This window comes from Enterococcus sp. AAFC-DPL-6103 (genome assembly GCF_058216595.1).
Genome location: NZ_CM177102.1, coordinates 677,780 through 704,571, shown reverse-complemented (window position 1 = coordinate 704,571; position 26,792 = coordinate 677,780). Strand labels below are relative to the sequence as shown.

Here is a 26,792-nt window from a genome sequence, read left to right as displayed (position 1 = left end):
TAAAATAGACTTGTAACTTCATTAGTTTGTTACACAATCTCTCATATTTAACCACATTCATTTCATTCACTGTAAGAGGAAGCGTTGAAAACAAGTTTTCCTCTTACTACTGAAAAAGGATTTCACGAATAGCCTCAACAGGTGTTTCGCGAAATCCTTTTTTCTATTATATAAGAAGCTATTTATTGCTCAGACTAATAACGGACTGAAAGATATAAAGAAACGATAGATTTCTCCAAAAAGAAAAAAATAAATTTTCTTAAATTGAACAAATAATATTTAAACTACAAAAGGTAACTTGAACTGAATATTCCTACTCTATTTCATAGGAATGTGAAGAAATTTGAACATCGATAATAAAATTCTTGTTCTTCATTAACAACCTATCTCTATAAATAGACATTCGCTTTTTATTACACAATAACCACAACTTTCTTCTTTTTTAGAAAGGAAGCCGCTGTTGTTGTGTCTAGAGTTTATCACTTAATGGTTTATTTTTTACTCGTTCAACTATTCATCTTCCTCTTCATTCGCCAATGCAATCATTTGATTAACGGAAACAATATTTTGTTGACCAGAAGTAATAAAGTCAACAGGCGTATCAATCAATGTACCATTGATGAACTCAATTACCATTGGCATATTCATCCCAGCGTAAAGTTCGATCGCTGCGCCCTCCATAATCATACGAGAGATGACGTTACAAGGCGTTCCTCCCATCAGGTCACAAAAGACAACATAGGATTCTAATTCAGCTGTGACTTGTAAAAATTTTTCTTTAAAATCTTCTGCACCGTCGGATTCTAACAATGCCACCGTATGGATCATCGTTTGTGGTCCCATGATCATTTCTGTACTTTTTTTCAGTGCTTCACATAATTGTCCATGACTAATCAAAACTAACTCTTGACTCATTTTTTCCACCCCATTATTTTGAAATCACACCAAGAGCTGATAACGCAACACAGACAATCAGAACAATAAAGATTGCACGTGTAGATGTCATATTTTTCTTACCTAACATCCAATATACCCCACCAACAATTGCTGCTGGTAAAATCTTAGGTAAAATCATATCAATATTATTTTGCATGTTTAGCGTCACATCACCAATGCTTGGTGCCCATGAGAATTTAACATTGACCATTGTTGCTACTAAAGCACCTACCATGAAGACACCGAGTAATGTTGCTGCATCAGTTAGTGCAGTTAGTCGTGATTGCATCGTTGTTACTAATGAGATTCCTTCTTTATAAGCAAACTCCAATTGCTTCCAACGAAAGACCATGACAACGATTTGTGCGATGATCCAGATAAACACACCTGCAGGATTTCCATTGATTGCCATGTTCGCAGCCAATGCACCAAAGATAGTTGGAATAAGCGCAGCAAAGATCGAGTCACCAATTGCGGCAAAAGGCCCCATTAACCCAGCTTTCATCCCAGAAACTGTTTGTTTTGCTGCAATTCCTTCCTTCTCTTCAATTGCAAGGTCAATCCCTGTGACAATCGTATTAAAGAAGTTTGACGTATTAAAAAATTGCGTATGCGTTTTCATTATTTCTTTTAACTCAGGGGTATCATCCCCATAAATTTTGCGAAGCTGAGGTAAGATCGTATACAAATAACCTGAACCCTGCATCCGTTCATAGTTCCAGCCTAATTGAAAAGTAAATAAACTTCTTCGATTGATTTGTTTAAAATCTTCTTTTGTCAATTTATAATTAGATTTCGTCATCTTCGATTTCCCCCTCAGCTGATTCTACTTGCTCGTTTGCTACTGGTTTTTGATTATGATTATTCTGACCATTTTTATAACTAATAGCTGCTAACGCAAATCCAATCAAAGCGACCGCTAACATTGGTAATGAGTTAAAGGTTCCTGGCATTTCCTTCACTACACTTGCCACACTCGTTCCAAGTAATTGGACATTTGAGAAAAGCGTTGCTAACAATGCAGTAATCGTGAAACCTAAAACGAGATATGGAAAATGTTTCTTAACAGGTAGATAGCGTAATAAAATAGCAAAACCAACTGCTGGCAGAACAGCTCCGGCTACTGATAAACCATCACCTAGCCATTTTAGATCACCATTCAACACGCCAACAACATTTTCAACCAACCCTCCTCCAAAAGCCAAAGCTAAGAAAACAGGTACTAGCCGAGAAAGTGACCAAGGTAAAGCACCCATCAAGAAGTTTCGTTCAATTGCTTTATAATTCATTGTTTCAACATGTCGATCAATTCGATGTGCAAAATACGTATTTGCAAAGCGAGCTAAAATATCTAATTGGATCATCAAGCTAGCCACTGGTACAGCAATTGCTGCAATCGCTTGTTCAGGATTCATACCAAGTGAAATCGAAAAGGCTGTTGCTAAAATCGTTCCTGAATTTGCATCAATCTTAGAAGCACCGCCAAATGTTCCAACACCTAACACTGTTAACTGCATACTACCACCAATGATCAGTCCTGCTTGTAAATCCCCCATTACTAAACCAGCAAACAAACCGGCAAAGACGGGTGCACTCATTGATGAATAAATTTGTAGCTCATCTAAAATCTGATAGCCTGCGTATAATGATAATAATAAGATCTGCCACCATTGAATATCCATGAATTATTCCTCCTATTTTGTTAACAGACTCATAAAGTCTTCAGCCTTGTCACTTGGAACCATTTGAGCAATCAGATGTACTCCTTTAGCTGCTAATTGTTTAAATACAGATACATCTTCATCAACAACATTGATTGACTTAGTAATGGAACGAGTTTCATCTGTTTGAGACATGTTCCCAACATTGATTTCTGTCAAAGGAACACCTAACTCAACTAACTTTAATAAACGATCTGGCTTCTTCGCAACAATCAGTAGTCGTTGAGAATCATACTTACCAGCTAAAATATTAGCTGCTGCTTTTTCTACTGGTAACACGCTTAACTTTACTCCAGCTGGTGTAGCAAGCTTAAGACCACTTTTTTCGATTGCATTTGTCGCTACTTCATCATCTACGACCATGATTCGTGTGATATTTAGTTTTGTTGTCCACAAATTTGCTACTTGTCCATGAATCAGTCTGCCATCAATTCGTACGCCAATAATTGCCATTTTTCTTCGTTCCCTTCTGTTTTTGAATAAGTAATGCCATTATAAAAAGCAAACGAAACCGCTTACTTTTTCTTGGTTAAATTGAAGCGGCTATGCTTTTTCATACCAAGGGGTTGCTGTTCGTTCCACAACCTCATTTAATTCCTCGATATTTGCTCGACCAGTTGTTTGCAACCAATCAATGGCGCCTGCTCGACCGTTCTCAACATAAGCTTTTACACCGTCTTTCCAAGTTGCCCGACCACAAAGAACACCATTAAAGGCTGAACCAGATTCACGAGCGAAGACCAGTGTTTCTTGGAATAATTTCGTTGACACTCCAGCACTTAAGAAAATAAATGGTAAACTTGTTGCCTCACTTTGTTCCTTAAAGAATTCTTGCGCTTCGACTTGTGTATAACATGTTTCATTAGTAGCAAAACCCTCAACATAATTCATGTTGACTGGCACTTCGACTTTTAGTACGTCTACCTTATAATTTGGTTGTGAAAATTCTTTCATCATCTCAATGACTTTATGGGGTTTGATTTTCGCATATTCGATTGAGTTACTATCTGTAATTGTTGCATCATAGGAAACCAATTCTAAGTAAAAGGGGCGATCTTCTCCGGCACATTCACTTCCTAAGCGTTCAACAAAAACATGTTTTAAATGGTTGATTGCTGGGTCTTCATCCACGTCATAATACAATAAAAATTTGACAGCATCTGCTTGCGCTATTTTTAAACGTAGAGCAGACCAATCTTCGAGTAAATCAGGTAGTCGACCAGGTTTCGTTGCATCATAACCCGTTTTTTCATAAGCTAATAATAAACCCGCTTGTCCATCACGAGCTTTCGCTGCAGAGAGCCCGTACTCTGGATCTAACAAAATGGCTGAAGCAAAAGGTGTTAGCTCACTTGAAACGAGCGTCTTAAATTCGCTGATTTGTTCCGCTGATGCATCCATCCCCAGTGCATGCATCATTTTTTTCAGTGCGCCGCGTTGATCAATTGCTAATGCACTGATTTTCCCTGTTTCTGTGGATAATCGATTCATTGCTGCTTGTTTTTCTGTTGTCAAGTTCACTTATTATCTCCTCTTTTCTCTATATTTTCAGGATAGTTGTGAATCGTTACTCCTTTAACAACTCGATTAACGGTTCCGCTTGGCGAAGGTGTATCTGGTGTGTGCCCAATCTTGATTGAGGTCCACAACGCGATCAACTGGCCAACTAAGATCATCGCTAAAGACAAATAGCCATCAGGTAAACAAGTTTCCGTTTCTTCCATTTGAAAAGTTTGACCAGAATAGTTTGTCTTTCCAGGTTGGGCAATCGCAATTGCTTGTTTCGCAATTTTATCTCCGTGAATTTCTTCCAAAATATCTAAATCATAGGTTCGTGTGTAAGGATGATTATTAACGAATACAAAAACGAGCGTTTCGTCGTTCACGAATGACTTAGGACCATGACGAAAGCCCATGGAAGAATCAAAACTAGTAGCGACTTTTCCCGCAGTTAATTCTAAAATTTTCAGTTGTGCTTCTCTTGCCAATCCTGCTAAGCTACCTGATCCTAGATAAACAATTCTTTGAAAATCTGGCGAAATCAATTCCTTAATCTCCGATACTCTGCTTAAGATGTTCTCACCCACTTTAGATAAAACGGTTACATATTTCTCCTTCGTTTCATCCGCTGTTCGGTCAAAAATCAATAAGGCACTTAACATCATGCAAGTAAAACTTCCAGTCATTGCAAAACCAGCATCGTTGGCTCTTTCAGGCATCAATAATAAAAAGTTTTTTGGATCCTTTTCTGCTGCTTTAGCCAAACTTCCCTCTGCTGCACAAGTAATCGATAAATGAAAAATCGTCGAAACGACTTGATTTGCGAGATCAACTGCCGCTAAGCTTTCGGGACTATTTCCACTGCGTGCAAACGATACAAGTAATGTGGGCTCTTCAGGAATCAAATAATCTTGTGGTGCAGCAACAATATCAGTGGTTCCAATACTTTGGAAAATAAACTTTTGTGTATCACCATGTCCATTTAAATAAGGAACAATCGTATCCCCCACATACTGAGACGTTCCAGCTCCAGTGAAAATTACTCGAATACGTTTTCCTTTTGCTGATTCGTTCATTTTTTCAAAAAATGCTTTGAGCTCTTCCTTTTTTTCTTTCAAGATTGCAACTGTTTCTTGCCATAATTCTGGTTGCTGTTGAATTTCACCAGCTGTGATTGCTGCACCTCGTTCTTCCAACTCTTTTCTTTGTTCAAGCATTTGACTTCCTCCTTAATGACTGCGCACGTGCCGGATTTTATAATGGAACTGATCTGCTCTGGCAACGCTGTCTGTATATTCGATAATTTCATTTTTGTGATTGTATGTCGACCGAATCAAATGTAATACAGGGGCACTATCTGCAATGCGTAATAAATCGGCATCTTTTTTTTGCACAATGCTTGCATAAAATTCTTCATCTGCAAACTGGACGATTTGATCGTAATCTTGCGAAAAGACATCATACAAGGGTTTACTTTCAAGTAAGGGTAAATCTAAATTCATAAATAATTTAACTGGTAAGTACGAACGTTCAACCATTAATGGTTCTGCATCTGCCAAACGTAACCGTTTGATTTTAAACACTGGTTCACCAAGCGTTATATTCAACGCCTGGGCGATTTTTTTTGTTGCTTCCATTTGACGAAATTCTAAAATCACTGTCTTAGGTAATCTGCCTAATTCTTTCATTGCCTCTGTAAAGCTATATGCGCCTGCTAAGTTGGATGACTTCACAGATAAGTCGGATACAAATGTTCCTTTGCCATGGCGACGATAAATATAGCCTAATGTTTCTAATTCTTGTAAAGCTAAGCGAACAGTCGTACGACTAACGCCGTAATGTTGACATAATTCTCGTTCAGATGGCAGTTGATCATGTGCTGTCATCTGCTTTTCAATCCGATCTTTTAATACATCAACAAGTTGATAGTATAAAGATTTTCCTTTTCCTGAGCTCTCCATTTGTTTTTCCTTTCTCTAACTGGTTATAACCACATGACAAGAATAAAAATATTTTTCTTTTTTGTCAAACCTTTTTTTCAAAAAAATAGTCTATTATCAGTATTATCAAGGATTTTTTTTAATTTAAGAAAAGTACCAGACTGATACCAGTTGGCAAAAATCAGGTAATATCGTTTACAGCTTCAAATACAAAAGACCTGAGACAATTCTCATTGTCTCAGGTCTAACAACTATATATACTTTTGAAAAAGTATAAGTACTCTTCAAAATATTGCAAGCTGCTTTGTCCGTTACTCATTATTTTTTCAAAGCTGAACGATTGGCATCACAACCTTGTTCACGGTGTTTAAGAAGTAACTCCTTCAAAATAAGCCTAAATTTCACAAAAATTTGAGAAGCAATTTTCGAAAATTTATTCTTATTTATTGAAGTTGGGCACTTCTTTCACAACCTTATTTTGTCATAATCTTATCCAAGCTCGCCAAAGATAATGCCATAAATGCAATTTCCTTCAATTGCGATAAACGGTTAGCACGTACTGCTTGGTCTTCTGCCATAACCATTGTTTCATCAAAATATTTCTCAATCAATGGACGTAATTCAACTAAGCTTTCATAGCTTTCACCCAACGTTTGTGTTGCAAAATTAGCTTTCAACTCATTCACCGCTTCATTCAAGGCTGTTTCTGCTTCATTTTCAAACAATGCTGGATCTACTACACCAGCTTCTGTTGTTTCTGCTTTTTTCGCTAAGTTGATGACACGCGTCAAAGCTTCCATTGAAGGTTTGAAATCCGAATCATTCAAATGCTCCTTGAATAATTGTGCTGCGCTGAAGACTTTTGTTAAATCGTTTTGTTCTGCATTCAATACCGCATCAATCACATCATGACGAATTTCTTTCGTGACTAACAATTGACGTAGACGTCCTTTGATAAATGAAAGAACTTCACCTTGGCCACTTGTTAAGTCAATGCCAAAACGTGTGAGATCTTTGCTAATTTCTGCATCAATGACTTCTTGTAGTTTAGCTAATGGGAAACTCCATCCCTTTGCTTCTACGATACGAACCACACCATAAGCTTGGCGACGCAAAGCATACGGATCGTTTGATCCACTTGGTACCATTCCTACGGCGAAGAAAGAAAAGATGCTATCTAACTTGTCTGCCACAGCTAAGACAGAACCAATAACGGATTCTGGTAAGTCTCCCTCACTTGAAATTGGCATATAGTGTTCACGAATTGCTTTCGCAACGGCAGGTTTTTCACCTTGAAGTAACGCATATTTTTCACCCATGATTCCTTGTAACTCAGGGAATTCACCGACCATATTCGTCACTAAATCAAATTTATAAATTTCAGCAGCGCGTTGAAGGTCTGTTAACTCTGCTTCAGACAAACCGACTTCTTCTCCAATAATGCGTGCAGCGATTTGAACACGTTGCATTTTTTCATAGATACTACCGATTTTTTCATGGAAAGTAACTGATTTTAGTTTTTCTACATCTTCTGCGATGGAGACTTTTTTATCTTCATTGTAGAAAAATTCAGCATCCTCTAAACGTGCAGTTAACACTTTTTGATTTCCTTTGATCACATTGTCTAATTTTACAGCGTCCCCATTACGAGCAGAAATAAAGTGAGGTAATAACATTCCCTCTTCATTTCGAACTTCAAAGTAACGTTGGTGCTCTTTCATTGACGTGACCAAAACTTCTTCTGGTACTGAAAGATATTTTTCTTCAAAGTCACCAGCAAAAACAGTTGGGTATTCGACCAAGTTATTTACTTCTTCAAGTAATTCTGGATCTAGATCAATCACCCAATGATTTTTTTCTGCTAATTTTTGTGCTTGACTAACAATCATTGCTTCTCTTTTTTGTGGTGAAGCAATAACAAATTGCTCCTTCAATTTTTCTTCATATTCTTTTGCATGATCAAAAGTGATGGATTCACCCAAGAAACGGTGTCCACGAGAAGCACGCCCTGTTTCAACATCTAACACACTAAATGGAATGACTTCATCGTCTAACAAAGCGACGATCCAATGAATTGGTCGAATATATTCAAAATCAAAATTTGCCCAGTGCATTGTTACAGGGAAAGTTAAACTTTTAATTACATCTGCCAGCCCAGCTAAAACTTCGATTGCAGGTTTCCCATGAGTGTATTTTGTCACATAAACATATTCCACATCTTTTAACTCTCTAAAAGTAATATCATCTGTTGTTAGCCCTTGACCACGAACGAATCCTTCAGCAGCTTTTGACCAATTTCCATCAGCATCTAATGCGATTTTTTTAGCAGGTCCTTTGATTTCTTCTTCACTATCTGCTTGACGTTCAGGAACATTTATTACTTTGATTGCTAAACGGCGCGGTGTTGAGAATGTTTCGATTGAATCATAAGTTAATTGATGTTCATCTAAAAATTTTGCTGTTTTTTCTTCTAATTGTTTCATGCTTGGTGTGACCACATGAGCAGGCATTTCTTCTAGTCCAATTTCCAATAATAAGTCTTTTGCCATCTTATTCAGCCTCCTTAACTGTTTCTGGATTTGCTGTGTTCTTGTTCAATAGTGGGAACCCCAATTTTTCACGCTCCGCAACAAAGATTTTTGCTACAGCACGAGCCATATTTCGGATTCGAGAAAGATATCCAGCACGTTCTGTAACTGAAACGGCACCACGCGCATCAAGTAGATTAAATGTATGGCTACATTTTAAAATATAATCATATGCTGGATGAACAAGGTTTTCATCAATACAGCGATTCGCTTCTTTTTCAAAACGATCAAAATTTTGTAACAATAATTCTTGGTCACTGACTTCAAATGAATATTTTGAATGTTCATATTCAGGTTGTTTGAAAATCTCACCATATTTTACGCCTGCTGACCATTCAAGATCATAGACACTTTCCACTTCTTGAATATAAGATGCTAAACGTTCTAAACCGTAAGTGATTTCTGAAGTCACTGGTTTACAAGGTAAGCCACCTACTTGTTGGAAATACGTAAATTGTGTGATTTCCATTCCGTCTAACCAAACTTCCCAACCAACACCAGCGCAACCCATTGAAGGATTTTCCCAATTATCTTCAACGAATCGAATATCGTGTTCTAATGGATCGATCCCTAATAAACGCAAACTTTCTAAATATAATTCTTGGATATTTTCTGGTGAAGGCTTCATTACTACTTGAAATTGATGATGTTGATACAAACGATTTGGATTCTCACCGTAACGACCATCTGCTGGACGACGTGAAGGTTCCACATAAGCCGCATTCCAAGGTTCTGGTCCAATGGCGCGTAAAAATGTATAAGGACTCATTGTTCCGGCACCCTTTTCTGTGTCATAGGCTTGCATTAGCATACAACCATTTGATGCCCAAAATTTTTGTAATGTTAAAATCATGTCTTGAACGCTTAATTTTTTGCTCATAGTATAGTACCCCTTTCATTTCTTACAAAGCTTGCACGACTGGATAAAATGCGACGACTGAACCCGGAATCAACTTCACACGAACAACGTCTGTCTCAGCTAATTGTGCAGCAATTGAATAAATTGTTTCTTCTGGTCTGGTGGTAAAGCTTTCTTTCACTTGTTCTTGATCATCAACAACACTGACTGCTAATGCGACACTTGAAAGAACTTTGATTTGGTTTTCTTTAAACTCTGTTGCCGGAATTTCCATGTCAAATTGCATCTTGATTTCCTCCTAAAAATACAAAAAGTCCCTATGTCTGACTACAGACATAGGGACGAATAACTTCGCGGTTCCACCCTACTTCCGAATAAATATTCGGCAGCTTCGTTTCACGTACTCCCAAGCGCCACTTCAAAAATCGATCGTATTCGGCTCCCACTCTCCCGAACTCGCTTTTACCCACGTATTTTTTACTCTTCTTGATCAACGTACTATTTTATCTACGGTTAATAATAGCCGTTTCATTACTCTTTTGTCAAATTTTTTTGATAATCAATTAAATCTATCTTCTTCGTTTGCTTGGCTCACTCATTTTCTGTCGGATCAACTGGCAAAGATATCTCGGACTCTGCATCTCCTTTTTCTTGTTCAGTTGCTGAAGAATCTTCCTTTTTCTCTAATGGTTTGAGCACATGTTCCCACGATTTCATTTGATCAATAAACTTCTTACTTTTAAGATGGATGCCCACATATTCCTCATAAAGTTGATCAATCAACTGACGAATCGCTTGTTTTGTGTCTTCTTTTAAATGGATGCCATTGATTCTTTCATAAGAAAGAGCAGAAAACAGACGTGCAAAATAAACAGCTCGAGGATCCGCATGATATCTTCTTTGATCAAGCGACCAATGACGTTCGCAAATCACGCCACCATATTTTGAAGAATAATCAAATTTTCCTTGCGTTTCACCACAGATTGCACAATGTGTCCAGACAGGTGCAATTCCAAATCGTTGTAAGATTTGAATTTCAAAAATATTGGTGATAATTTCTGCATCATCACCTTGATCCATTCTTTCCAGCGCTTGTTGTGTAAAATGAAAAAGATTTGGATCATATTGATGATCTTCAATTGCTGCATCAACCAAACTCAACAAATAAGTCCCGTAACCACTCAAAAAAATATCTTCTTGAATTTTCCGATAGGCATGAACATCTTTGACACTCGTAATAAAAGATAGACCATCACTTTTAAATGTGCCAATATAAACAGCTTGAGTAAATGGTCGAATAGCAGGCGCTAATGGTTGATTTTGTCGATGGATGCCTTTGACATAAAACATCATTTTTCCCGCTGATTCTGTAAAAATCTTGACCAATTTATCTTTTTCTTTATAATTTCGACTAGAAATAATCAAACCTTTTGATTCAACCAATTGACTCAATCGATTCCCCTCCTCAAAAAAAGAAATCTGGAAAAAGTATTGCTACCTGTCCAGATCCGTTTCTTTTTTACTGATTTTAGTATTCGTCTTTACGGTAACCAAAGTCTTGGAGATAGACTTTTTTATCACGCCAATCCTTTTGAACTTTTACCCAAAGTTCCAAGAAAACTTTATCCCCGAGTAGGCTTTCAATATCTTTACGCGCTTTTGTACCGATTTGTTTCAACATTTTTCCACCTTTGCCAATGATGATCCCTTTTTGGCTATCACGTTCAACAATGATGGTTGCTTGAATTTGGATTTTATCATTCTCATTGCGTTTCATTGAATCAACAACAACTGCCACAGAATGAGGGACTTCATCACGAGTCAATACAAGTACTTTTTCTCGAATCAGTTCTGAAACAACAAAATATTCTGGATGATCCGTTATTTGATCTTCTGGGAAATACTGTGGACCTTCTGGCATTTCATCCACTAAAGTTTCCATCAAACGATCCACATTGTTTCCCTCAGTTGCAGAAATTGGTACTACTTGAGCAAATGGCATCTGTGAAGAATAATCTTCAATGATACTTAGCAACTCATCTGGATGGATCTTATCAATTTTATTGATTACTAAATAAACCGGTGATGTCACATTCTTTAGTCGTTCAATAATAAAGTCATCTCCACGTCCACGTTTTTGATCCGCACTGATCATAAATAATACAGCATCGACTTCTTTCAATGCACTGTAAGCTGCTTCCACCATAAAGTCACCCAAGCGATGTTTTGGTTTATGGATTCCTGGTGTATCAATAAAAATCAATTGTGCTTCTGGTGTCGTATAAACACCTTGAATCTTGTTTCGAGTTGTTTGTGCTTTGTCACTCATGATGGCAATTTTTTGGCCAACGATGCGATTCAAAAGAGTTGACTTCCCAACGTTAGGGCGTCCAACAATGGCAACAAATCCTGATTTATGTTCTGGCATATGGTTTCTCCTTTTTCTTTAAAAAAATAATTGATAGATTTTGGGAACGAATAAAATCAAACCGACGATTACTGCAAAGCAAGCCGTCAATAAAACAGCGCCGGCAGCCATGTCTTTGATTTTCTTTCCAATCGGATGAAAATGAAAGTCCGTAAACATATCGACAACATTTTCAAAAACAGTGTTTAAAATTTCAACGATCCATACTAAAAAAATAGCTAAAAACAACCACAGCCATTCATTCTGACTCAGTTGAAAAAAAGCGCCAGCAATCAATGCAAAGATGCCGAACACAACATGTTTTCTCATGTTGCGTTCTTCATCAAAAACCGTTTTTACTCCTTGGATAGCAAATTCCACTGAAGTCATGAAATGTTTATTTTTTTCAACTTGTTTATCTTTTAAGTCCATAAGCATCCAATATCTCTTTCTGTAGCCCAAACATTTCTTTCTCGTCTTCAGGTGTCATATGATCATATCCATTAATGTGTAGGAAACCATGTACTGCTAAGAAACCTAATTCGCGATCATATGAATGGCCATAGGACTCGGCTTGTTCAGCAGCTCGTTCGATCGAGATCATGATGTCGCCAAGGACACGCGGCATTGGATTCTCGCCATCTTCAAAAATAACTGGGATTTCATCTTCGCCTTCTTCTTCTAAAGCGAAACTGATAACATCAGTTGGCGCATCTTTTCCTCGATACTCACGATTGATTACTTGAATCGCATCATTGTCCATGAATGTCACTGACATTTCTGTTTCTTCAGGTAGTTTTAAATAATCAGCTGCAAACTGGAGTAGTTCATTGATTTCTTGTATCTTCTCCTCAGATACTTTGTTTGTTTCATCCATGAATGTAATATCCATTAGTCATCGCTTCTTTCTTTACTCACTTTTTTGATTATTCTTGTGTTCGTGCTTGTTCTTCTTTTAATTTTTCAGCTTCTGATTTCATTTTTGGATACTTGATCCGAGAGTGGAACGTACTACTTAATCCACTGATCAATGATTTCTCAACTTTACGAATTTCTTTCAATGTTAAGCCAGTGTCGTCTAACTGACCGTCTGCAATACGTTCTGCAATCAAATTATGAACAAATTGTTCGATTTTTTCACCTGTCGGATGATCCATTGCACGTACAGCTGCTTCACAGCTATCAGCAATATTGACGATTCCAGCTTCTCTTGTTTGTGGTTTTGGTCCCGGATAGCGGAACTGTTCCTCTGTGACTTCTGGGTTACGTTCTTTTGCTTTTACATAAAAATACCGCATCAATGTTGTCCCGTGATGTTGATTACAAATATCAATGACCATTTCAGGCATACCATATTCTTCTAGAATTTTGGCACCATCTGTCACATGACCAAAAATAATTTGTTTGCTATCTTCTGGCAACAGGAAGTTATGGGGATTTTCCGCCCCAGACGGTAAATTTTCAACAAAAAAACTAGCATGTTTGATTTTTCCAATATCATGATAGTAACAAGCCACTCGAGTTAATAACGAACGTCCACCGATTTCTGCTACCGCATTTGCACTTAGATTCGCCACCATCATACTATGGTGATAGGTACCTGGCGCTTCTTCTAGTAATTGTTTCAATAATGGATGATTTGGATTGCTCAACTCATTTAAGACGATCACACTATCATCTGTCACCATTAATTCAATGTAAGGATGTAACCCCATTGTTAATAAGAAAGATAACAATGCACCAGTTACTCCGCAAACCAAAGTCAACCAAGTCGTTCCATCACTAAAACTCATGCCTTGATAAACAATCAAAATAATATTCATCAGTGTTGGGAAAACAATTACCCACAAAACAGCGGGCATACCTTGTTCAGAAATTCGTTGTCGCCGAACAATCGTCCCCATCAAACCTGAGAATAGATAGGAAACCAACAACACGGTTAAGGTATTTGTCCCAATAGAACCATAATAGATAAATAACGCTGATACAGCTTGGAAAAGTGCCGCCATAATCCCCGCTCTTCGATTAAGGAAGAAATTTAAGACCAGTGGTGTAAACGCCGCCGGGTAAAACAGTGGAATATAAGTTGCTTGTTCTGTTTGGAATAACTGGAAAAACTTCATCATAATAATACTTAAAGACATTGCTGTTACATAGAACAAGACGTATTCTGTCCGTTTGTCTGAGTCTTGAAATTGCAATGAATTATAGGCTAAGACAATAATCTGCAGAAGCACAGCTAAAATCATTGCAACTAACGGAAAGATCGAAGTTGTTTGATTGGTCAATCCCAACAATTCCAATTTTTTCATTGCAGCTGCATCAATTTGATTCCCTTCACGTACAATGATTTCTCCTTGGAAAATCATCACTGGCTGAACAGCTTCACGTGCGTTCGCTTTCAGTTCTTCCGTCTTCTTCTCATTAAGTACATCATTTACTACGATTCCTTGATCTACTAAATAATTCAATACTTGTTGTTGCGCAGAAGTAACATTGAGATATTGGATTTTATCTTGTGCTTCTTGCTTGAATGTGTCAACATCGCTTTCTCTTACTTGTTTGCTCATTTGTTCATCAATCAATTTCAGACTTTCATCACGAACAGTCGACAATTCATCTTCCGTCATACCGAAAATGAGCGTGTAAAAATTACTAGGTAATTTTTGATAAAATGCAACATCCTCTACATTTACTGTTTCGAAATTTTTCTTTAGTGCTGCAATTCTTTCATCAATCGTTGGTTTGGGAATATTCGCGTCATCACTGGCCTTTTTGACCTTTTCATCATACGCCTTATCGATTGCATCATTTGTTTTATTGATCAAATCAAATAGTTGCTTGATTCGATCATTTTGATCAGCTGCCAAATCTTGCTGATAAGTATACTCTGGTGTGACTGCTTCGGCTGCCAACTTTCTCTTTTGCTCGGTCTCTTCTGTATTCTCAATCGTTTTGGTTGCACGAATACTTTCTTCAGCTACTTGTCCTTCTCTAAAATCATTTGCTTTTTGTTTGACACTACTAAAAGTCACCCCACAAATGATTATAAAAAACACAGCTAACAGCAAAGGCAAAAATGCTTTTCCTAATTTTGCCTGCAGTTGCCGGATTGTTTTATTCAACATGTGCTTATCCTCCTAAGCAAAGCTTATTCTTGATGAAGATCGGCTTTTTCATACGCTTGAATAATTTCAGCAACTACTGGATGTCGGACAACATCACTGGCTTCAAAATTAACAAAATCAATTTTTTTGATTTGCTTCAACGTACGTTCAGCATGAACTAAACCACTCATCGTCCCTCTTGGCAAGTCGATTTGGCTAGTATCTCCATTAACAATCATTTTTGATTGGTACCCAAGACGAGTCAAGAACATCTTCATTTGAGCCACAGTCGTATTTTGTGCCTCGTCTAAAATAACAAACGCATCGTCTAATGTTCGACCACGCATATACGCCAAAGGTGCAATTTCAATTACGCCTCGTTCCATTAAACGATTCGTATGCTCTAATCCAAAGATTTGATAAAGTGCATCATAAACTGGACGTAAATAAGGATCCACTTTTTCTTTCAGATCTCCCGGTAAAAAGCCCAAATTTTCTCCTGCTTCAACAGCTGGTCGAGTCAAGATAATTTTTTGGACTTCGCCTTTTTTTAATGCAGCAATTGCTAACACCACGGCGAGGAAGGTTTTCCCAGTTCCAGCAGGGCCAATACCAAACACGACATCATGGTGTTTGACAGACTCAACATATTTCTTTTGTCCGCTATTTTTTACCCGAATAGGTTTGCCATTTCTGTCTTTCACAATTTCTTCTTCATACATCTCGATGAAGTAATCTAAGGTACCTTTTCGTCCCATATTTATCGCAGCTACCACATCTGGTGTACTGATATGGATCCCGCGTTTGATCAATTCTTGTAGTGTACGGATCACTGAACTAGCCAATTTCACTTGTTCATTTGTCCCAATTAGTTGAATTGTTTCACCACGAGTATTGATAACAGTATTGGTTGCATCTTCTAGGAGCTTGATATGTTTATCGTGTGCACCAAAAAGCAAGCTGGCATCGTCAGCCGCTGTTAATCTAATCTCTAAAGAAATGGACTCTTCTGTCAAAAATAGACATCTCCTTTATCTCTTTCATTTCTTGTCTATTTTACCACACTCATAGAAAACTATATAGCAAATAAAAAACGAGAAATTGCTCCCCCTGTTTTCTTCAAACGACAGAAAAAAACCGCAAACATTTCTGTCTGCGGTTCAGATTACAAAATTAAGCTTGTAATAGTTCTTTAACGATTGCATTCACTTGATTTCCGTCTGCTTTTCCCTTGACTTTAGGCATGATAACACCCATTACTTTGCCAAATTCTTTAACAGATGAAGCACCAGTTTGTGCAATAGCGTCTTGAACAAGTTGTCGAATTTCATCATCAGAAAGTTGTTCTGGCATATACTTTTCGACAATTACAATTTCGCCTTTTACTTTATCAGCTAAATCATCGCGTCCTGCCTGCTCAAACTCTTGTAAAGAATCACGACGTTGTTTCATCTCGCGAGACAACACTGTTAATTCTTCATCTTCCGTCAAGTCGTGGCCTACTTTGATTTGCTCGTTTTGTATTGATGACTTGATCATACGAATGACTTGCAAAGTTTCTTTCTCTTTTGCCTTCATCGCTGCTTTCATGTCATCGTTCAATCTACTTAGTAGTGACACACTACCAGCTCCAATTCATCAAAGAACTAGAATTTTTTACGTTTTCTAGCTGCTTCAGATTTTTTCTTACGTTTCACGCTTGGTTTTTCGTAGAATTCACGTTTACGAGATTCTTGTAAAGTACCCGCTTTTGACACGGAACGTTTGAAGCGACGAAGAGCATCGTCAAGTGATTCGTTTTTGCGAACGACTGTTTTTGACATGTTAATTCCCTCCCTCCGAGCTTAAAAAGTAACCGTAGTGCTATTGAAATAATTATCCCAAAAAACAAACTGTCCTTTAAACATTATAGCTAATGCTCTTTTGACCGTCAAGGGGTTCTTTCTTTTTTTTCGATTTATTAGTTGTTATTTTATTTTATTGAATCATTGACAATCTTCGCAACGTCCAAAGATTTCAAATCGGTGACCTTCAATCGTGCATCCCCCAAGTTGTTCTTCAAAATAGTTCATTGGGCACATGTGGATTTCTTTTGTCTTTCCACATACGGTACAGATAAAATGATGATGATGACCGATTTCTCCCTGACAACAATGAAAGCGGAATTTCATTTCTCCATTCAGATCTGTTTCTTCTAATAAATCCAGCTCAGCAAAATCATGTAAGTTTCGGTAAATCGTATCGTAACTTACACCTTTAAATGTTTCATTCATATAGTCAAAGACTTCTTTAGCAGAGACATAGCGGTTACGCTTTACCAAGTAAGTCAATAAGGCTTCTCTTTTTTTCGTGTATTTAAATCCGTTATTTTTGAGTGTTTCCAAAGATTGTTCAATTAATGTTTGCTTTTTCATTTCTCTTCCTCCAAATCAAAATGATTACGAAGTACGCGTTCCAGAGTATGGTATAATAAAGCAAAAAAAAAAGCAAGTGAGGTTTTTCTTATGGCTTCAGATTCAACTGAATTAGTTACTTTTTTTGTCATCTCTGATTCCGCTGGCGAAACAGCGACCAAGTTAGCACAAGCAACAATGGCTCAATACCCAAGTGTTGAGTTCAACTTATTCCGTCGAACATTTGTCACTGACAAAGAAACATTGCTTAATGCATTAAACGATGCATTGACAGAGCAAGCTATCGTGCTCCACACTTTGATCAATCAAGAATTGATCGACACAGCTCGAACATTTTGTGATGAAAACGAATTGTTCAGCTTCGATGTCATGACGCCACCTGTAGCTGAAATTGAACGACGAACAGGGATTCAACCCACGCGTCAACCCGGTGCACTTCATTTATTGAATGAAAACTATTTTAAACGAATCAAAGCAATGGAATTTGCAGTTAAATACGATGATGGCAAAGACCCTCGTGGTTTTTTAGAAGCAGACGTTGTTTTACTTGGCGTTTCTCGTACTTCCAAAACACCTTTGAGTTTATTTTTAGCCAACAAAAATTTAAAGGTTGCAAATTTGCCTTTGATTCCACAAGCTCATATTCCAAAACAATTGTGGGAAGTAGATCCTAAAAAAATTGTAGGTTTAACTAATGATCCAGATATTTTAAACAGCATTCGTAAAGAACGTATGCGTTCTTATGGATTAAATCCTGATACTGCTTATTCTGATATTGAAAAAATTCGTGCGGAATTAGATTTTGCAAATGATCTTTACCAAAAGCTTGGATGTGTCGTCATCAATGTTGCCTCTCTTTCCATTGAAGAGACAGCTTCCTTGATTTTAAATGCTCTTGAATTAGAAGACCACAGCTATTACGGAACAGAGACTTCTGAAACTTCCGATTGATTCACTGATTTTTATTTCACACTAAAAAAAGCGAACCTAAATCCACTAACGATTTAGGTTCACTTTTTTTCTAATAAAACTTCATTGATCTTTATTGTTGAAATAACTGACTGTTAAAATTTTTTGACTTAGTCATGCTCCACATGCTTCACAGTCTGCTCTAAGATATCTAAAACATGGGAGTCATCCAACACATATAAAATCGCTTTTCCTTCACGGCGAGAACGAACGATTTTATTTTCTCGAAGTAACCGTAACTGATGAGAAACAGCAGATTGTTCCATTTCGACAGCTTGGCTGATGGCTGTGACATTTTGTTCACCATTTTTTAGATACAATAAAATTTTTAAACGTGTTGGATCGCTTAACATTTTAAATAGCTGACTGATTTTTTCAATTTTTGTTCCTTGAACCTCTGACAAAGGCTTCACCTCCAACTATCTAAAAAGACTGACTTCTAAAGTTTACCACTTTTTCCGTCAGTCTCAAATTCCTTAGTCTTTTGTAATTGCTTGGATGCTTGCTTCGTAAGCTGCAATTTTTGCTTCAGCATCGTCTTGTGAGTTTCCTTTAACTCCAATGTAGAACTTGATCTTTGGTTCTGTACCAGAAGGTCGAATTGCTACCCAACCTTGTTCTTCTAGCATATATTTCAAGACATCAGAAGGCGGTGTCGTTAATGCTTCGACATTGCCAGCTGCATCTGTTTTCGTTAATTTCTTGAAGTCTTCTGTCTGCAATACTTTGGCACCTGCGAATTCAGTTGGTGCTTCTTGACGGAATTTTTCCATTAACGCTGCGATTTTAGCTGATCCTTCTTGACCACTCATAGTAACAGAAATCGTTTTTTCTGCATAATAACCATATGTTTCAAAAATAGCTTGTAAGCCATCATATAATGTTTTTCCTTGTTTCTTGTAAAAAGCAGCAACTTCGGCCAATAAAACTAATGCTTGGATTGCATCTTTATCACGTACAAATGGTTTAACTAAATAGCCATAGCTTTCTTCAAAACCAAACATAAATGTATGTGAATGGTCTTCTTCAAACTCTTGGATTTTCTCAGCTATAAATTTGAATCCTGTTAGTACATTGAACATCGTTGCACCATAGTTTTTCGCAATCGCAGTTGGTAATTCACTTGATACGATCGATTTCAATACTGCTGGATTCGCTGGCATCGTATTTCTTGCTTGATGTGCTTCTAAGATATATTGAATCATGATTGCCCCAAGCTGGTTTCCTGTTAATACTTCATACGAACCATCAGGTAAACGAACGGCAGCACCAAGGCGATCGGCATCTGGATCTGTTGCAATCAACAAATCAGCGCCTTCTTTTTCACCTAAACGGATTGCATACTCAAAAGCAGAGTGTTCTTCTGGATTTGGAGATTTAACCGTTGTAAAATCAGGATCTGGGATTGCTTGTTCAGGAACTAACACAAATTGTTCAAAACCAGCTTGTTTTAAGGCTTTTTCACCTAACATTTTCCCAGTTCCATGAAGAGGTGTGTAAACTAGTTTTAAGTCTTTGCCCATTTCTTCGATCAATTCGTGGTCGATCGTTACAGCTTTCATTTCTTCTAAATAAGCATTGTCTACTTCTTCGCCAATAATTGAAATCAGACCGCTGTGTTCCACTTCTTCATCTGACATTACTTCAACTTTTAGCGGATTGCTGACTTCACGTACATATTTAGTCAATGCGTCGGCATCAGCAGGTGGCATTTGTCCTCCATCTTCGCCATAAACTTTATACCCATTATAAGCAGCAGGATTATGTGATGCTGTAATCATGATCCCAGTAAACGCATTCAGGTGGCGAACAGCAAAAGATAATTCTGGTGTTGGTCGTAAACTTTCAAAAACAAAAGATGGAATATCATGTTTGGCTAATGTTTTTGCAGCCTCCATCGCAAATTCTGGTGATTGATGACGTGAATCATAAGCGATCGCTACGCCACGACGTTTTGTTTCAGGATCTTGTGCATCCATGAAACGTGCTAGTCCTTCTGTTGCTTGACGGACTGTGTAAATATTCATACGATTAATACCAGGGCCTAAAATACCACGCATTCCTGCCGTACCAAATCCTAAAGGCGCGTAAAAAGCATCTTCTAATTGTTTAGAATCCTGACTCAATATAGTTAATTGCTGTTTTAAATTTTCTTCTAGGTTCACTTCGTTTGCCCATTGTTCATAAACTTGTTCCCAAGACATGAAAATAACACCTCTTTCTAAAATATGAATTCTGTTTTAGTATAGCATTCACGAAGATCAGATGAAAGACACAACGAGAAAAAATGATACCAACTAGGATTTTCATTGAACAAATAAAAACAAAGCCCAACCAAAAATGAGGATACACTTTTGATTGCGCTTTTTTATTTTGTTAACATAATAAGTTTATGCTTGTATAGTAGATTCTTCTAAAGTTTCTAAATACTTGAATACTTGTTGCCCAGCAATCCCGCCGTCGCCAACTGCTGTTGTGATTTGGCGCAAATCTTTTTCACGCACATCTCCTACAGCAAAAACACCAGGCATATTTGTTTTCATTTCTTGGTCAGTTGGAATCCAACCAGCCGCATTCGTTAAACCAGCTTGTTTGAATGGTTCTGTCAAAGGATCAAGACCAACATAGATAAAGACGCCATCAGCGGCCAAAGCTACTTCATTTCCTGTTTTTACATTATGCGCTTTAACACCTGTTACTACCATTTCATTGCCAATGATTTCATCAACAACTGTATCCCATACAAACGAAATTTTTTCATTTGCAAAAGCGCGCTCTTGAATGATTTTTTGCGCACGTAATTCATCACGACGATGAACGATTACAACTTCAGAAGCAAATTGTGTTAAATAGATTGCTTCTTCAACTGCAGAATCGCCGCCACCGATAACAACTAATCGTTTGTTACGGAAAAATGCGCCGTCACAGACCGCACAATAAGAAACACCACGTCCTGCATACTCTTCTTCGCCAGAAACACCTAGTTTGCGGTGGACACAGCCAGTAGCAATAATGACCGTTTTGCCTTCATACGTTTTGTCTTCACAGATGACTTCTTTGTACGTACCGTGATCTTTTATATCTTGGACGATTCCATAAGCATTTTCTGTGCCAAACTTTGAAACACCTTCATACATTTTGTACGCAAGATCTGGTCCCATAATCGACTCAAATCCTGGATAATTTTCAATTTCTGCTGTGTTATTCATTTGACCACCAGGCGCACCTTGCTCAATCATCACCACTGATAAATTTGAGCGTGAAGCATACAAGGCAGCTGTCATTCCAGCAGGTCCTGCGCCAATGACAATTACATCATACATATGTACATTCCTCCGTTTAAAATCAAGTAAGCTTACTTTACAGCCAACATCAAAAAAAGTCTATTGTTCTGCTTACCTTTTCGAATATGTACATTATACTCGAATAAAAGGCGCAAAAACAATAGACTTTTCAGTTAATTATTCATTCGCTAAGTCTTCACCATTTGAGGCAATTACTTTTTTATACCAATCAAATGATTTTTTCTTCGTACGGGCTAACGTCCCTTCACCATAGTTATCACGGTCCACATAGATAAAGCCATAACGTTTCTTCATTTCACCGGTTCCGGCTGATACTAAATCGATACACCCCCAAGTCGTATACCCCAGTAAATCAACACCATCTAACTCAACAGCATCTTTCATGGCTTGGATGTGTGCAGCGAGATAAGAAATCCGATAATCATCGACAACATATCCGTTTTCATCAGGTTCATCTACTGCGCCCAACCCATTTTCAACAATAAATAGTGGCTTTTGATAACGGTCATAGATATCATTCATTGTGATTCTTAACCCTAATGGATCAATTTGCCACCCCCATTCACTTGCTTCTAAATAAGGGTTTTTGACAGAGGCAAAAATATTTCCTGCAGTTTGTTCTAATAATTCAGGATCTGTTGTTGATACCCGAGAAGAGTAATAAGAAAAGGAAATAAAGTCTACCGTGTGTTCTTTCAGTAATTCCAGATCGCCAGGTTCCATTTTTAATTCGATGCCTTCACGGGCCATTTCTTTTAGCGCATAAGCAGGATACTCGCCACGTGATTGAACATCAATGAAGAAATAATTTTCACGATCTGCTTGACGTGATGCCCAAACATCTTCCGGCTTACATGTGTAAGGATAATTTGCGCCCGCTGCTAACATGCACCCAACTTGATTGTTCGGATCCACTTCGTGTGCGATCTTCGTTGCAATCGCACTCGCTACTAATTCGTGATGTGCTGCTTGATATTTGACTTGTTCAACATTCTCGCCTTCTTCAAAAACAAGACCTGCGCCCATAAACGGTGCGTGTAAAATCATGTTGATTTCATTAAAAGTTAACCAATATTTGACCAATCCTTTATAACGGTTAAAGATTACTCGACATAAATTTTCATAGAAACCAACTACTTCACGTGAGCGCCACGCACCATATTTTTTAATCAAATGCATTGGACAATCAAAGTGAGTAATTGTTACTAAAGGCTCGATACCATGTTTTTGACATTCTTTAAACACATCTTCATAAAATTTTAGACCTTCTTCATTTGGTTCCTTTTCGTCACCCATTGGAAAAATACGACTCCAAGCAATTGATAAGCGATAGGTTTTAAAGCCCATTTCTGCGAATAAAGCAATATCTTCTTTATAACGATGATACATATCGATTGCTACTTTTGCTGGATAAAAATGCTCTTCGTCAAATTCAAGCATTGATTTTTGACCTGTAATAACCGAAAAACGATCCTCGCCGATTGGTACCACATCAACATTAGCTAATCCACGTCCACCTTCATCATAGCCACCTTCACATTGGTTAGCAGCTGTTGCGCCACCCCATAAAAAATCTTTTCTAAATCCCATTTGTCTTTCCCCTTTTCTTTTTCAACTATCTCATTCAGAACCTGTCTTTTCTTGCTCTCAAATTAGTTCAAAATGCTTGAATGCTAACCAAAGACCATCATTATCAACGGGTTCTGTAATGTAATCAGCTATTTTTTTAATCTCTGGGCCGCCATTCCCCATAGCTATCCCAGTACCGCAATGCTCCAGCATCGGAATATCAACTTTTGCATCACCAAATGCAAAACTATTTTCTGTGGCAATATTCAAATAAGTTAGTAATTCATCTACTGCTACTGCCTTATTGATACCACTTAATGCAATATCACCAAACAAAGCTGTTTCACCAGCACCACCCCAAGTCCCCAGTTTATATTCTGGGAAGGTTGCTACTGCCTCTAAATAATTTTCATAACTATCCAAGATAAAACTGATTTTATTCACATCATTTCGATATAAATCTGCGCCAAAAAACATCTCTGGAAATACTTCTCGAACAGTCGTCTGCCCTTTTCCTTTTCGTTGCGAATACTCTTGAATCGTTTTTTCACCACGTTCTTCGAAAGATCCACTAGCGTATAATCCACTGTTAGCTTCTAAATAAAATTCTAGACCTTTTTGATTTAGCCAATCAACAATTTTAGTTGTGTCTTCCAATGTCAAGGTCGCTTCTTTTAGCACTTGGTCTTTAAACTCAATATAGCTCCCATTACCGCCAATATACCCGTCAAAGCCAATGTCCAAGATATTTTGATACATCTCGGCTTTACTACGACCCGTCACGGTAAAAACTAAATTTCCTTTTCTTTGTGTCTCTTGGATAGCTCTGATGGCTGACTCAGGTAAATCATTTTCGTAATTCACTAGCGTTCCATCTACATCTAAAAAGACGATTTTTTTCGTCATGAGTGCTTCCCTCAAACTTTCACTGCGTCTAATTCACGAGCTACTTCATCTTGTACCTCAACGCCTTCTTGTTTTAATCGTTCAATTGTTTCACTAAATTGTGGCAAATATTCTTGATGTGCAATAAACAACTCATCCATGATTCGTTTCGCTGTTTCTCCTGAACGGACCAACGGATTGATTGTAAATGCTTGTAATGCTGTTCCATAATCACCAGTTACGGCAGCTTCAATGGTTAGTAATTCCATATTTTTCATTACTTGCAACCAACCTCTTTCAGCCGGTGCTAATGAACCAAAGGCAACATTTCGCGCACCTTGAGCACCGACATAGGCAGTTACTTCCACAACGCAATCTGCTGGTAGATCAGGAACGGCACCCTCATTTTTTGCGGAAACGACGATTTGAGTTTCTTTGTTTCCATAAATCGAGGCAATCGTTTCACAAGCAGCATCTGAATAATATGCACCACCGCGTTTTTGTAACTGCTCAGGTTTATGATCAAGATTTGGATCTTTATAAAGCTCAAATAGTTCTGCCTCTGTTTCTTTCACTTGTTGGGCACGAGTACCGATTGTCCGATATTCTTCCAGTGCATGTGCAAGCATTTCTTCTTCACGATAATAATAACGATGATAGCCGCAAGGGACCATCTGCATTTGTTTTAATTGTTCTTTGAAAAACGGAATATCGAAAATGTTTTTTGGTAATCCATTATCTTCATCATAAAGTCGTTCAATCAATCGATCTGTAATATCTTTCCCTGTTTTGTCTGCGACTTTATGCCAATGAAAATGATTTAGCCCTGCAAATTTATAAATCAAATCTTCTTTCTTCTCACCCAGCATTTCAGGTTCAGTCATCATTGCCATAACAGGTACATTGCATAAACCAATGACACGATCCCATTTCCCATAACGAACAACCGCTTCTGTTACCATACCACTTGGATTTGCAAAATTAATGAGCCATGCGTTCGGACATAAACGTTTCATATCTTCAACCACAGACAAAATCACAGGAACAGTACGAAAAGCTTTAAACATTCCACCAGCACCATTTGTTTCTTGACCAATCATGCCATAATAAGCAGGAATTCGTTCATCCTTCACACGTGCATCTAACTGACCAACTCGAAATTGAGTTGTTACAAAATCAGCATCTTTCAGCGCTTCTTCGCGATTAAGTGTTGCATATATTTTCACGTCATAAGGGGTAGCATCCCACATTCGTTGGGCCATTTTACTAACAATTTCTAGTTTTTCTTTTCCAGCTTCAACATCAACTAGCCAAATTTCATGTATTGGTAATTCTTCATAGCGTTTGATAAAGCCTTCCATTAATTCAGGGGTGTAACTACTGCCGCCGCCAATCGTCGCAATCTTGATTCCTTTTGTCATGTGCTCACTCCTTCAATTTTGTTTACATTTTCATTATCATTTTTGTAAAAGAAATTCTCAATACACCTCTTTAACTTTGCAGAGACATTTACAAAAACTAACAATTTTTTTACTATTTTTGTAAATACTACTTTGTTCAATTCCAATTTTCTCTTGTAATTTGTTGATTTATTCATACAACAATGTAAAAACGTTTACAAATCATTCACAAAAAAGATATAATTTATGTAAAAAAAGAGGTGTCCAATGCTTTTACGAGAAAAAATCAAACAAACTACTTTTTCACCAGCCGAGACACAAGTCGTTCACTTCCTCTTTGAAAACACACAACAAGTTGCACAATTGACGATTCAAGAAATTGCCAATCAAGCTTTCGTTCATCCTTCGACATTGATTCGTGTAGCAAAAAAATTAGCATTCACTGGCTGGATTGAATTACGAGATACTTTTTTAGCTGAAGCTGAATACTTAGAAAGAAACTTTCAAGAAGTGGATGCCAATCTGCCTTTTACGGGCGAAGAAGGAATCATGACTATCGCAAATAAATTAGCTTCTTTGGAACAAACAACGATTCAAGATACGCTTTCACTGATTCATCATGATGACTTACAACAAGCAAAACAGTTATTACTTAAAGCAAAAAAAATTGTCATTTTTGCTAGCAATGCCAATACATTGATCTCCCAAGATTTCATTTTAAAAATGAAACGTATCAAAATGGATGTTCATGTCGTGACTACATTTGGCGAATCATCTTATGAAGCATATAACTGTGATGAAGAGACATGTGGTTTACTGATTTCTTACACGGGTGAAAATCAAATGATTTTAAAAACTGCACACATTTTACGTGAAAAAAATGTGCCTATTTTAGCTTTGACAAGTATCGGCGAATGCAGTCTTTCCACTTTAAGCACCGTTGTCTTGCGCTTGACAACTCGAGAACGACTTTATTCAAAAATCGGGAATTTTACAATCAATACGTCAATCTGCTATTTGCTAGATGTACTTTATGGCTGTGTCTTTGCTGAAAATTATCAACAAAACTTGAACCATTTGATTGCTGTTGGACAAAAAGTTGATAAACGTCCAATCAGTTCTTCAATCATGCAAGAAAACCATGGGGAAAACTTTCAAGTCAAAGATTCCTTTTTACCCAATTGACTTTTAC

General features: G+C 37.5%; 27 protein-coding genes. 2 read left to right on the top strand and 25 right to left on the bottom strand.

Annotated features, from left to right (window positions below):
• Window positions 1–510 precede the first annotated feature (510 nt).
• From AC4BC3_RS03460 to AC4BC3_RS03370, 19 genes are all read right to left on the bottom strand, one after another.
• Window positions 511–915 (bottom strand): PTS sugar transporter subunit IIA, encoded by a 405-nt coding sequence (locus tag AC4BC3_RS03460; protein WP_490466965.1) that lies wholly within the window; start codon window positions 913–915, stop codon window positions 511–513.
• Between the two features lie 13 nt (window positions 916–928).
• Window positions 929–1,738 carry a PTS system mannose/fructose/sorbose family transporter subunit IID gene (locus AC4BC3_RS03455; protein ID WP_206898475.1) on the bottom strand — a complete coding sequence of 270 codons (810 nt, stop codon included), beginning with the start codon at window positions 1,736–1,738 and terminating at the stop codon, window positions 929–931.
• Window positions 1,725–2,618: a PTS mannose/fructose/sorbose/N-acetylgalactosamine transporter subunit IIC gene (locus AC4BC3_RS03450; RefSeq protein ID WP_206909759.1), complete on the bottom strand. Its 894-nt coding sequence runs from the start codon at window positions 2,616–2,618 to the stop codon at window positions 1,725–1,727. The genes AC4BC3_RS03455 and AC4BC3_RS03450 overlap by 14 nt, the downstream gene beginning before the upstream one ends.
• A 12-nt stretch (window positions 2,619–2,630) precedes the next feature.
• On the bottom strand, window positions 2,631–3,110 hold the full coding sequence (locus tag AC4BC3_RS03445; protein ID WP_206909757.1) for a PTS sugar transporter subunit IIB: 480 nt from the start codon (window positions 3,108–3,110) through the stop codon (window positions 2,631–2,633).
• A 90-nt stretch (window positions 3,111–3,200) separates the two neighbouring features.
• A complete protein-coding gene (lacD, locus tag AC4BC3_RS03440) occupies window positions 3,201–4,172 on the bottom strand; it encodes a tagatose-bisphosphate aldolase (protein WP_490467279.1) in 972 nt (323 codons plus the stop codon).
• 2 nt (window positions 4,173–4,174) lie between these two features.
• Window positions 4,175–5,374 (bottom strand): SIS domain-containing protein, encoded by a 1,200-nt coding sequence (locus AC4BC3_RS03435; RefSeq protein WP_206909756.1) that lies wholly within the window; start codon window positions 5,372–5,374, stop codon window positions 4,175–4,177.
• A gap of 12 nt (window positions 5,375–5,386) precedes the next feature.
• Window positions 5,387–6,118 (bottom strand): GntR family transcriptional regulator, encoded by a 732-nt coding sequence (locus AC4BC3_RS03430; RefSeq protein WP_206909754.1) that lies wholly within the window; start codon window positions 6,116–6,118, stop codon window positions 5,387–5,389.
• A 452-nt stretch (window positions 6,119–6,570) separates the two neighbouring features.
• A complete protein-coding gene (gene glyS, locus AC4BC3_RS03425; RefSeq protein WP_206909752.1) occupies window positions 6,571–8,646 on the bottom strand; it encodes a glycine--tRNA ligase subunit beta in 2,076 nt (691 codons plus the stop codon).
• 1 nt (window position 8,647) lies between these two features.
• Window positions 8,648–9,565 carry a glycine--tRNA ligase subunit alpha gene (glyQ, locus tag AC4BC3_RS03420; protein ID WP_206909750.1) on the bottom strand — a complete coding sequence of 306 codons (918 nt, stop codon included), beginning with the start codon at window positions 9,563–9,565 and terminating at the stop codon, window positions 8,648–8,650.
• 22 nt (window positions 9,566–9,587) lie between these two features.
• On the bottom strand, window positions 9,588–9,830 hold the full coding sequence (locus AC4BC3_RS03415) for a hypothetical protein (RefSeq protein ID WP_206909748.1): 243 nt from the start codon (window positions 9,828–9,830) through the stop codon (window positions 9,588–9,590).
• 305 nt (window positions 9,831–10,135) lie between these two features.
• The gene (gene recO / locus AC4BC3_RS03410) at window positions 10,136–10,996 is read right to left on the bottom strand and encodes a DNA repair protein RecO (RefSeq protein WP_490466964.1); all 861 of its coding nucleotides are present in this window, start codon (window positions 10,994–10,996) and stop codon (window positions 10,136–10,138) included.
• A gap of 76 nt (window positions 10,997–11,072) precedes the next feature.
• Window positions 11,073–11,972, bottom strand: a complete 900-nt coding sequence (gene era / locus AC4BC3_RS03405) for a GTPase Era (RefSeq protein WP_067483882.1) — start codon at window positions 11,970–11,972, stop codon at window positions 11,073–11,075.
• A gap of 18 nt (window positions 11,973–11,990) precedes the next feature.
• Window positions 11,991–12,383 (bottom strand): diacylglycerol kinase family protein, encoded by a 393-nt coding sequence (locus AC4BC3_RS03400; RefSeq protein WP_206909744.1) that lies wholly within the window; start codon window positions 12,381–12,383, stop codon window positions 11,991–11,993.
• Window positions 12,367–12,843, bottom strand: a complete 477-nt coding sequence (gene ybeY, locus AC4BC3_RS03395) for an rRNA maturation RNase YbeY (RefSeq protein WP_490466963.1) — start codon at window positions 12,841–12,843, stop codon at window positions 12,367–12,369. Before ybeY ends, AC4BC3_RS03400 begins: the two co-directional genes overlap by 17 nt.
• A 34-nt stretch (window positions 12,844–12,877) precedes the next feature.
• Complete coding sequence (locus AC4BC3_RS03390; RefSeq protein ID WP_490466962.1) at window positions 12,878–15,079, bottom strand: HD family phosphohydrolase; 2,202 nt, start codon at window positions 15,077–15,079, stop codon at window positions 12,878–12,880.
• 23 nt (window positions 15,080–15,102) lie between these two features.
• Complete coding sequence (locus AC4BC3_RS03385) at window positions 15,103–16,074, bottom strand: PhoH family protein (RefSeq protein ID WP_206909738.1); 972 nt, start codon at window positions 16,072–16,074, stop codon at window positions 15,103–15,105.
• 157 nt (window positions 16,075–16,231) lie between these two features.
• Entirely contained in the window at window positions 16,232–16,678 is a 447-nt protein-coding gene (locus tag AC4BC3_RS03380; RefSeq protein WP_206898463.1) for a GatB/YqeY domain-containing protein, read from the bottom strand.
• 26 nt (window positions 16,679–16,704) lie between these two features.
• Window positions 16,705–16,881 carry a 30S ribosomal protein S21 gene (rpsU, locus tag AC4BC3_RS03375; RefSeq protein ID WP_002356740.1) on the bottom strand — a complete coding sequence of 59 codons (177 nt, stop codon included), beginning with the start codon at window positions 16,879–16,881 and terminating at the stop codon, window positions 16,705–16,707.
• Window positions 16,882–17,043: 162 nt separating this feature from the next.
• Window positions 17,044–17,472: a Fur family transcriptional regulator gene (locus AC4BC3_RS03370; protein WP_067483869.1), complete on the bottom strand. Its 429-nt coding sequence runs from the start codon at window positions 17,470–17,472 to the stop codon at window positions 17,044–17,046.
• A 90-nt stretch (window positions 17,473–17,562) separates the two neighbouring features.
• Here AC4BC3_RS03370 and AC4BC3_RS03365 point away from each other — a divergent pair, with 90 nt between their 5' ends.
• Complete coding sequence (locus AC4BC3_RS03365) at window positions 17,563–18,423, top strand: pyruvate, water dikinase regulatory protein (protein WP_206909736.1); 861 nt, start codon at window positions 17,563–17,565, stop codon at window positions 18,421–18,423.
• Between the two features lie 128 nt (window positions 18,424–18,551).
• Here AC4BC3_RS03365 and AC4BC3_RS03360 read toward each other — a convergent pair whose 3' ends face one another.
• From AC4BC3_RS03360 to AC4BC3_RS03335, 6 genes are all read right to left on the bottom strand, one after another.
• Window positions 18,552–18,794 (bottom strand): ArsR/SmtB family transcription factor, encoded by a 243-nt coding sequence (locus tag AC4BC3_RS03360; protein ID WP_370629926.1) that lies wholly within the window; start codon window positions 18,792–18,794, stop codon window positions 18,552–18,554.
• Window positions 18,795–18,917: 123 nt separating this feature from the next.
• Window positions 18,918–20,645, bottom strand: a complete 1,728-nt coding sequence (locus AC4BC3_RS03355) for a phospho-sugar mutase (protein ID WP_206909735.1) — start codon at window positions 20,643–20,645, stop codon at window positions 18,918–18,920.
• A 186-nt stretch (window positions 20,646–20,831) separates the two neighbouring features.
• Entirely contained in the window at window positions 20,832–21,764 is a 933-nt protein-coding gene (gene trxB, locus AC4BC3_RS03350; protein ID WP_490466961.1) for a thioredoxin-disulfide reductase, read from the bottom strand.
• Window positions 21,765–21,902: 138 nt separating this feature from the next.
• A complete protein-coding gene (locus AC4BC3_RS03345; RefSeq protein ID WP_206909730.1) occupies window positions 21,903–23,336 on the bottom strand; it encodes a 6-phospho-beta-glucosidase in 1,434 nt (477 codons plus the stop codon).
• A 57-nt stretch (window positions 23,337–23,393) separates the two neighbouring features.
• Window positions 23,394–24,221 carry a Cof-type HAD-IIB family hydrolase gene (locus AC4BC3_RS03340; protein WP_206909728.1) on the bottom strand — a complete coding sequence of 276 codons (828 nt, stop codon included), beginning with the start codon at window positions 24,219–24,221 and terminating at the stop codon, window positions 23,394–23,396.
• 11 nt (window positions 24,222–24,232) lie between these two features.
• Window positions 24,233–25,621, bottom strand: a complete 1,389-nt coding sequence (locus AC4BC3_RS03335; protein WP_490466960.1) for a 6-phospho-beta-glucosidase — start codon at window positions 25,619–25,621, stop codon at window positions 24,233–24,235.
• 246 nt (window positions 25,622–25,867) lie between these two features.
• Between AC4BC3_RS03335 and AC4BC3_RS03330 the strand changes: the two genes are divergently transcribed.
• Window positions 25,868–26,785: a MurR/RpiR family transcriptional regulator gene (locus AC4BC3_RS03330; protein WP_206909725.1), complete on the top strand. Its 918-nt coding sequence runs from the start codon at window positions 25,868–25,870 to the stop codon at window positions 26,783–26,785.
• Window positions 26,786–26,792 lie beyond the last annotated feature (7 nt).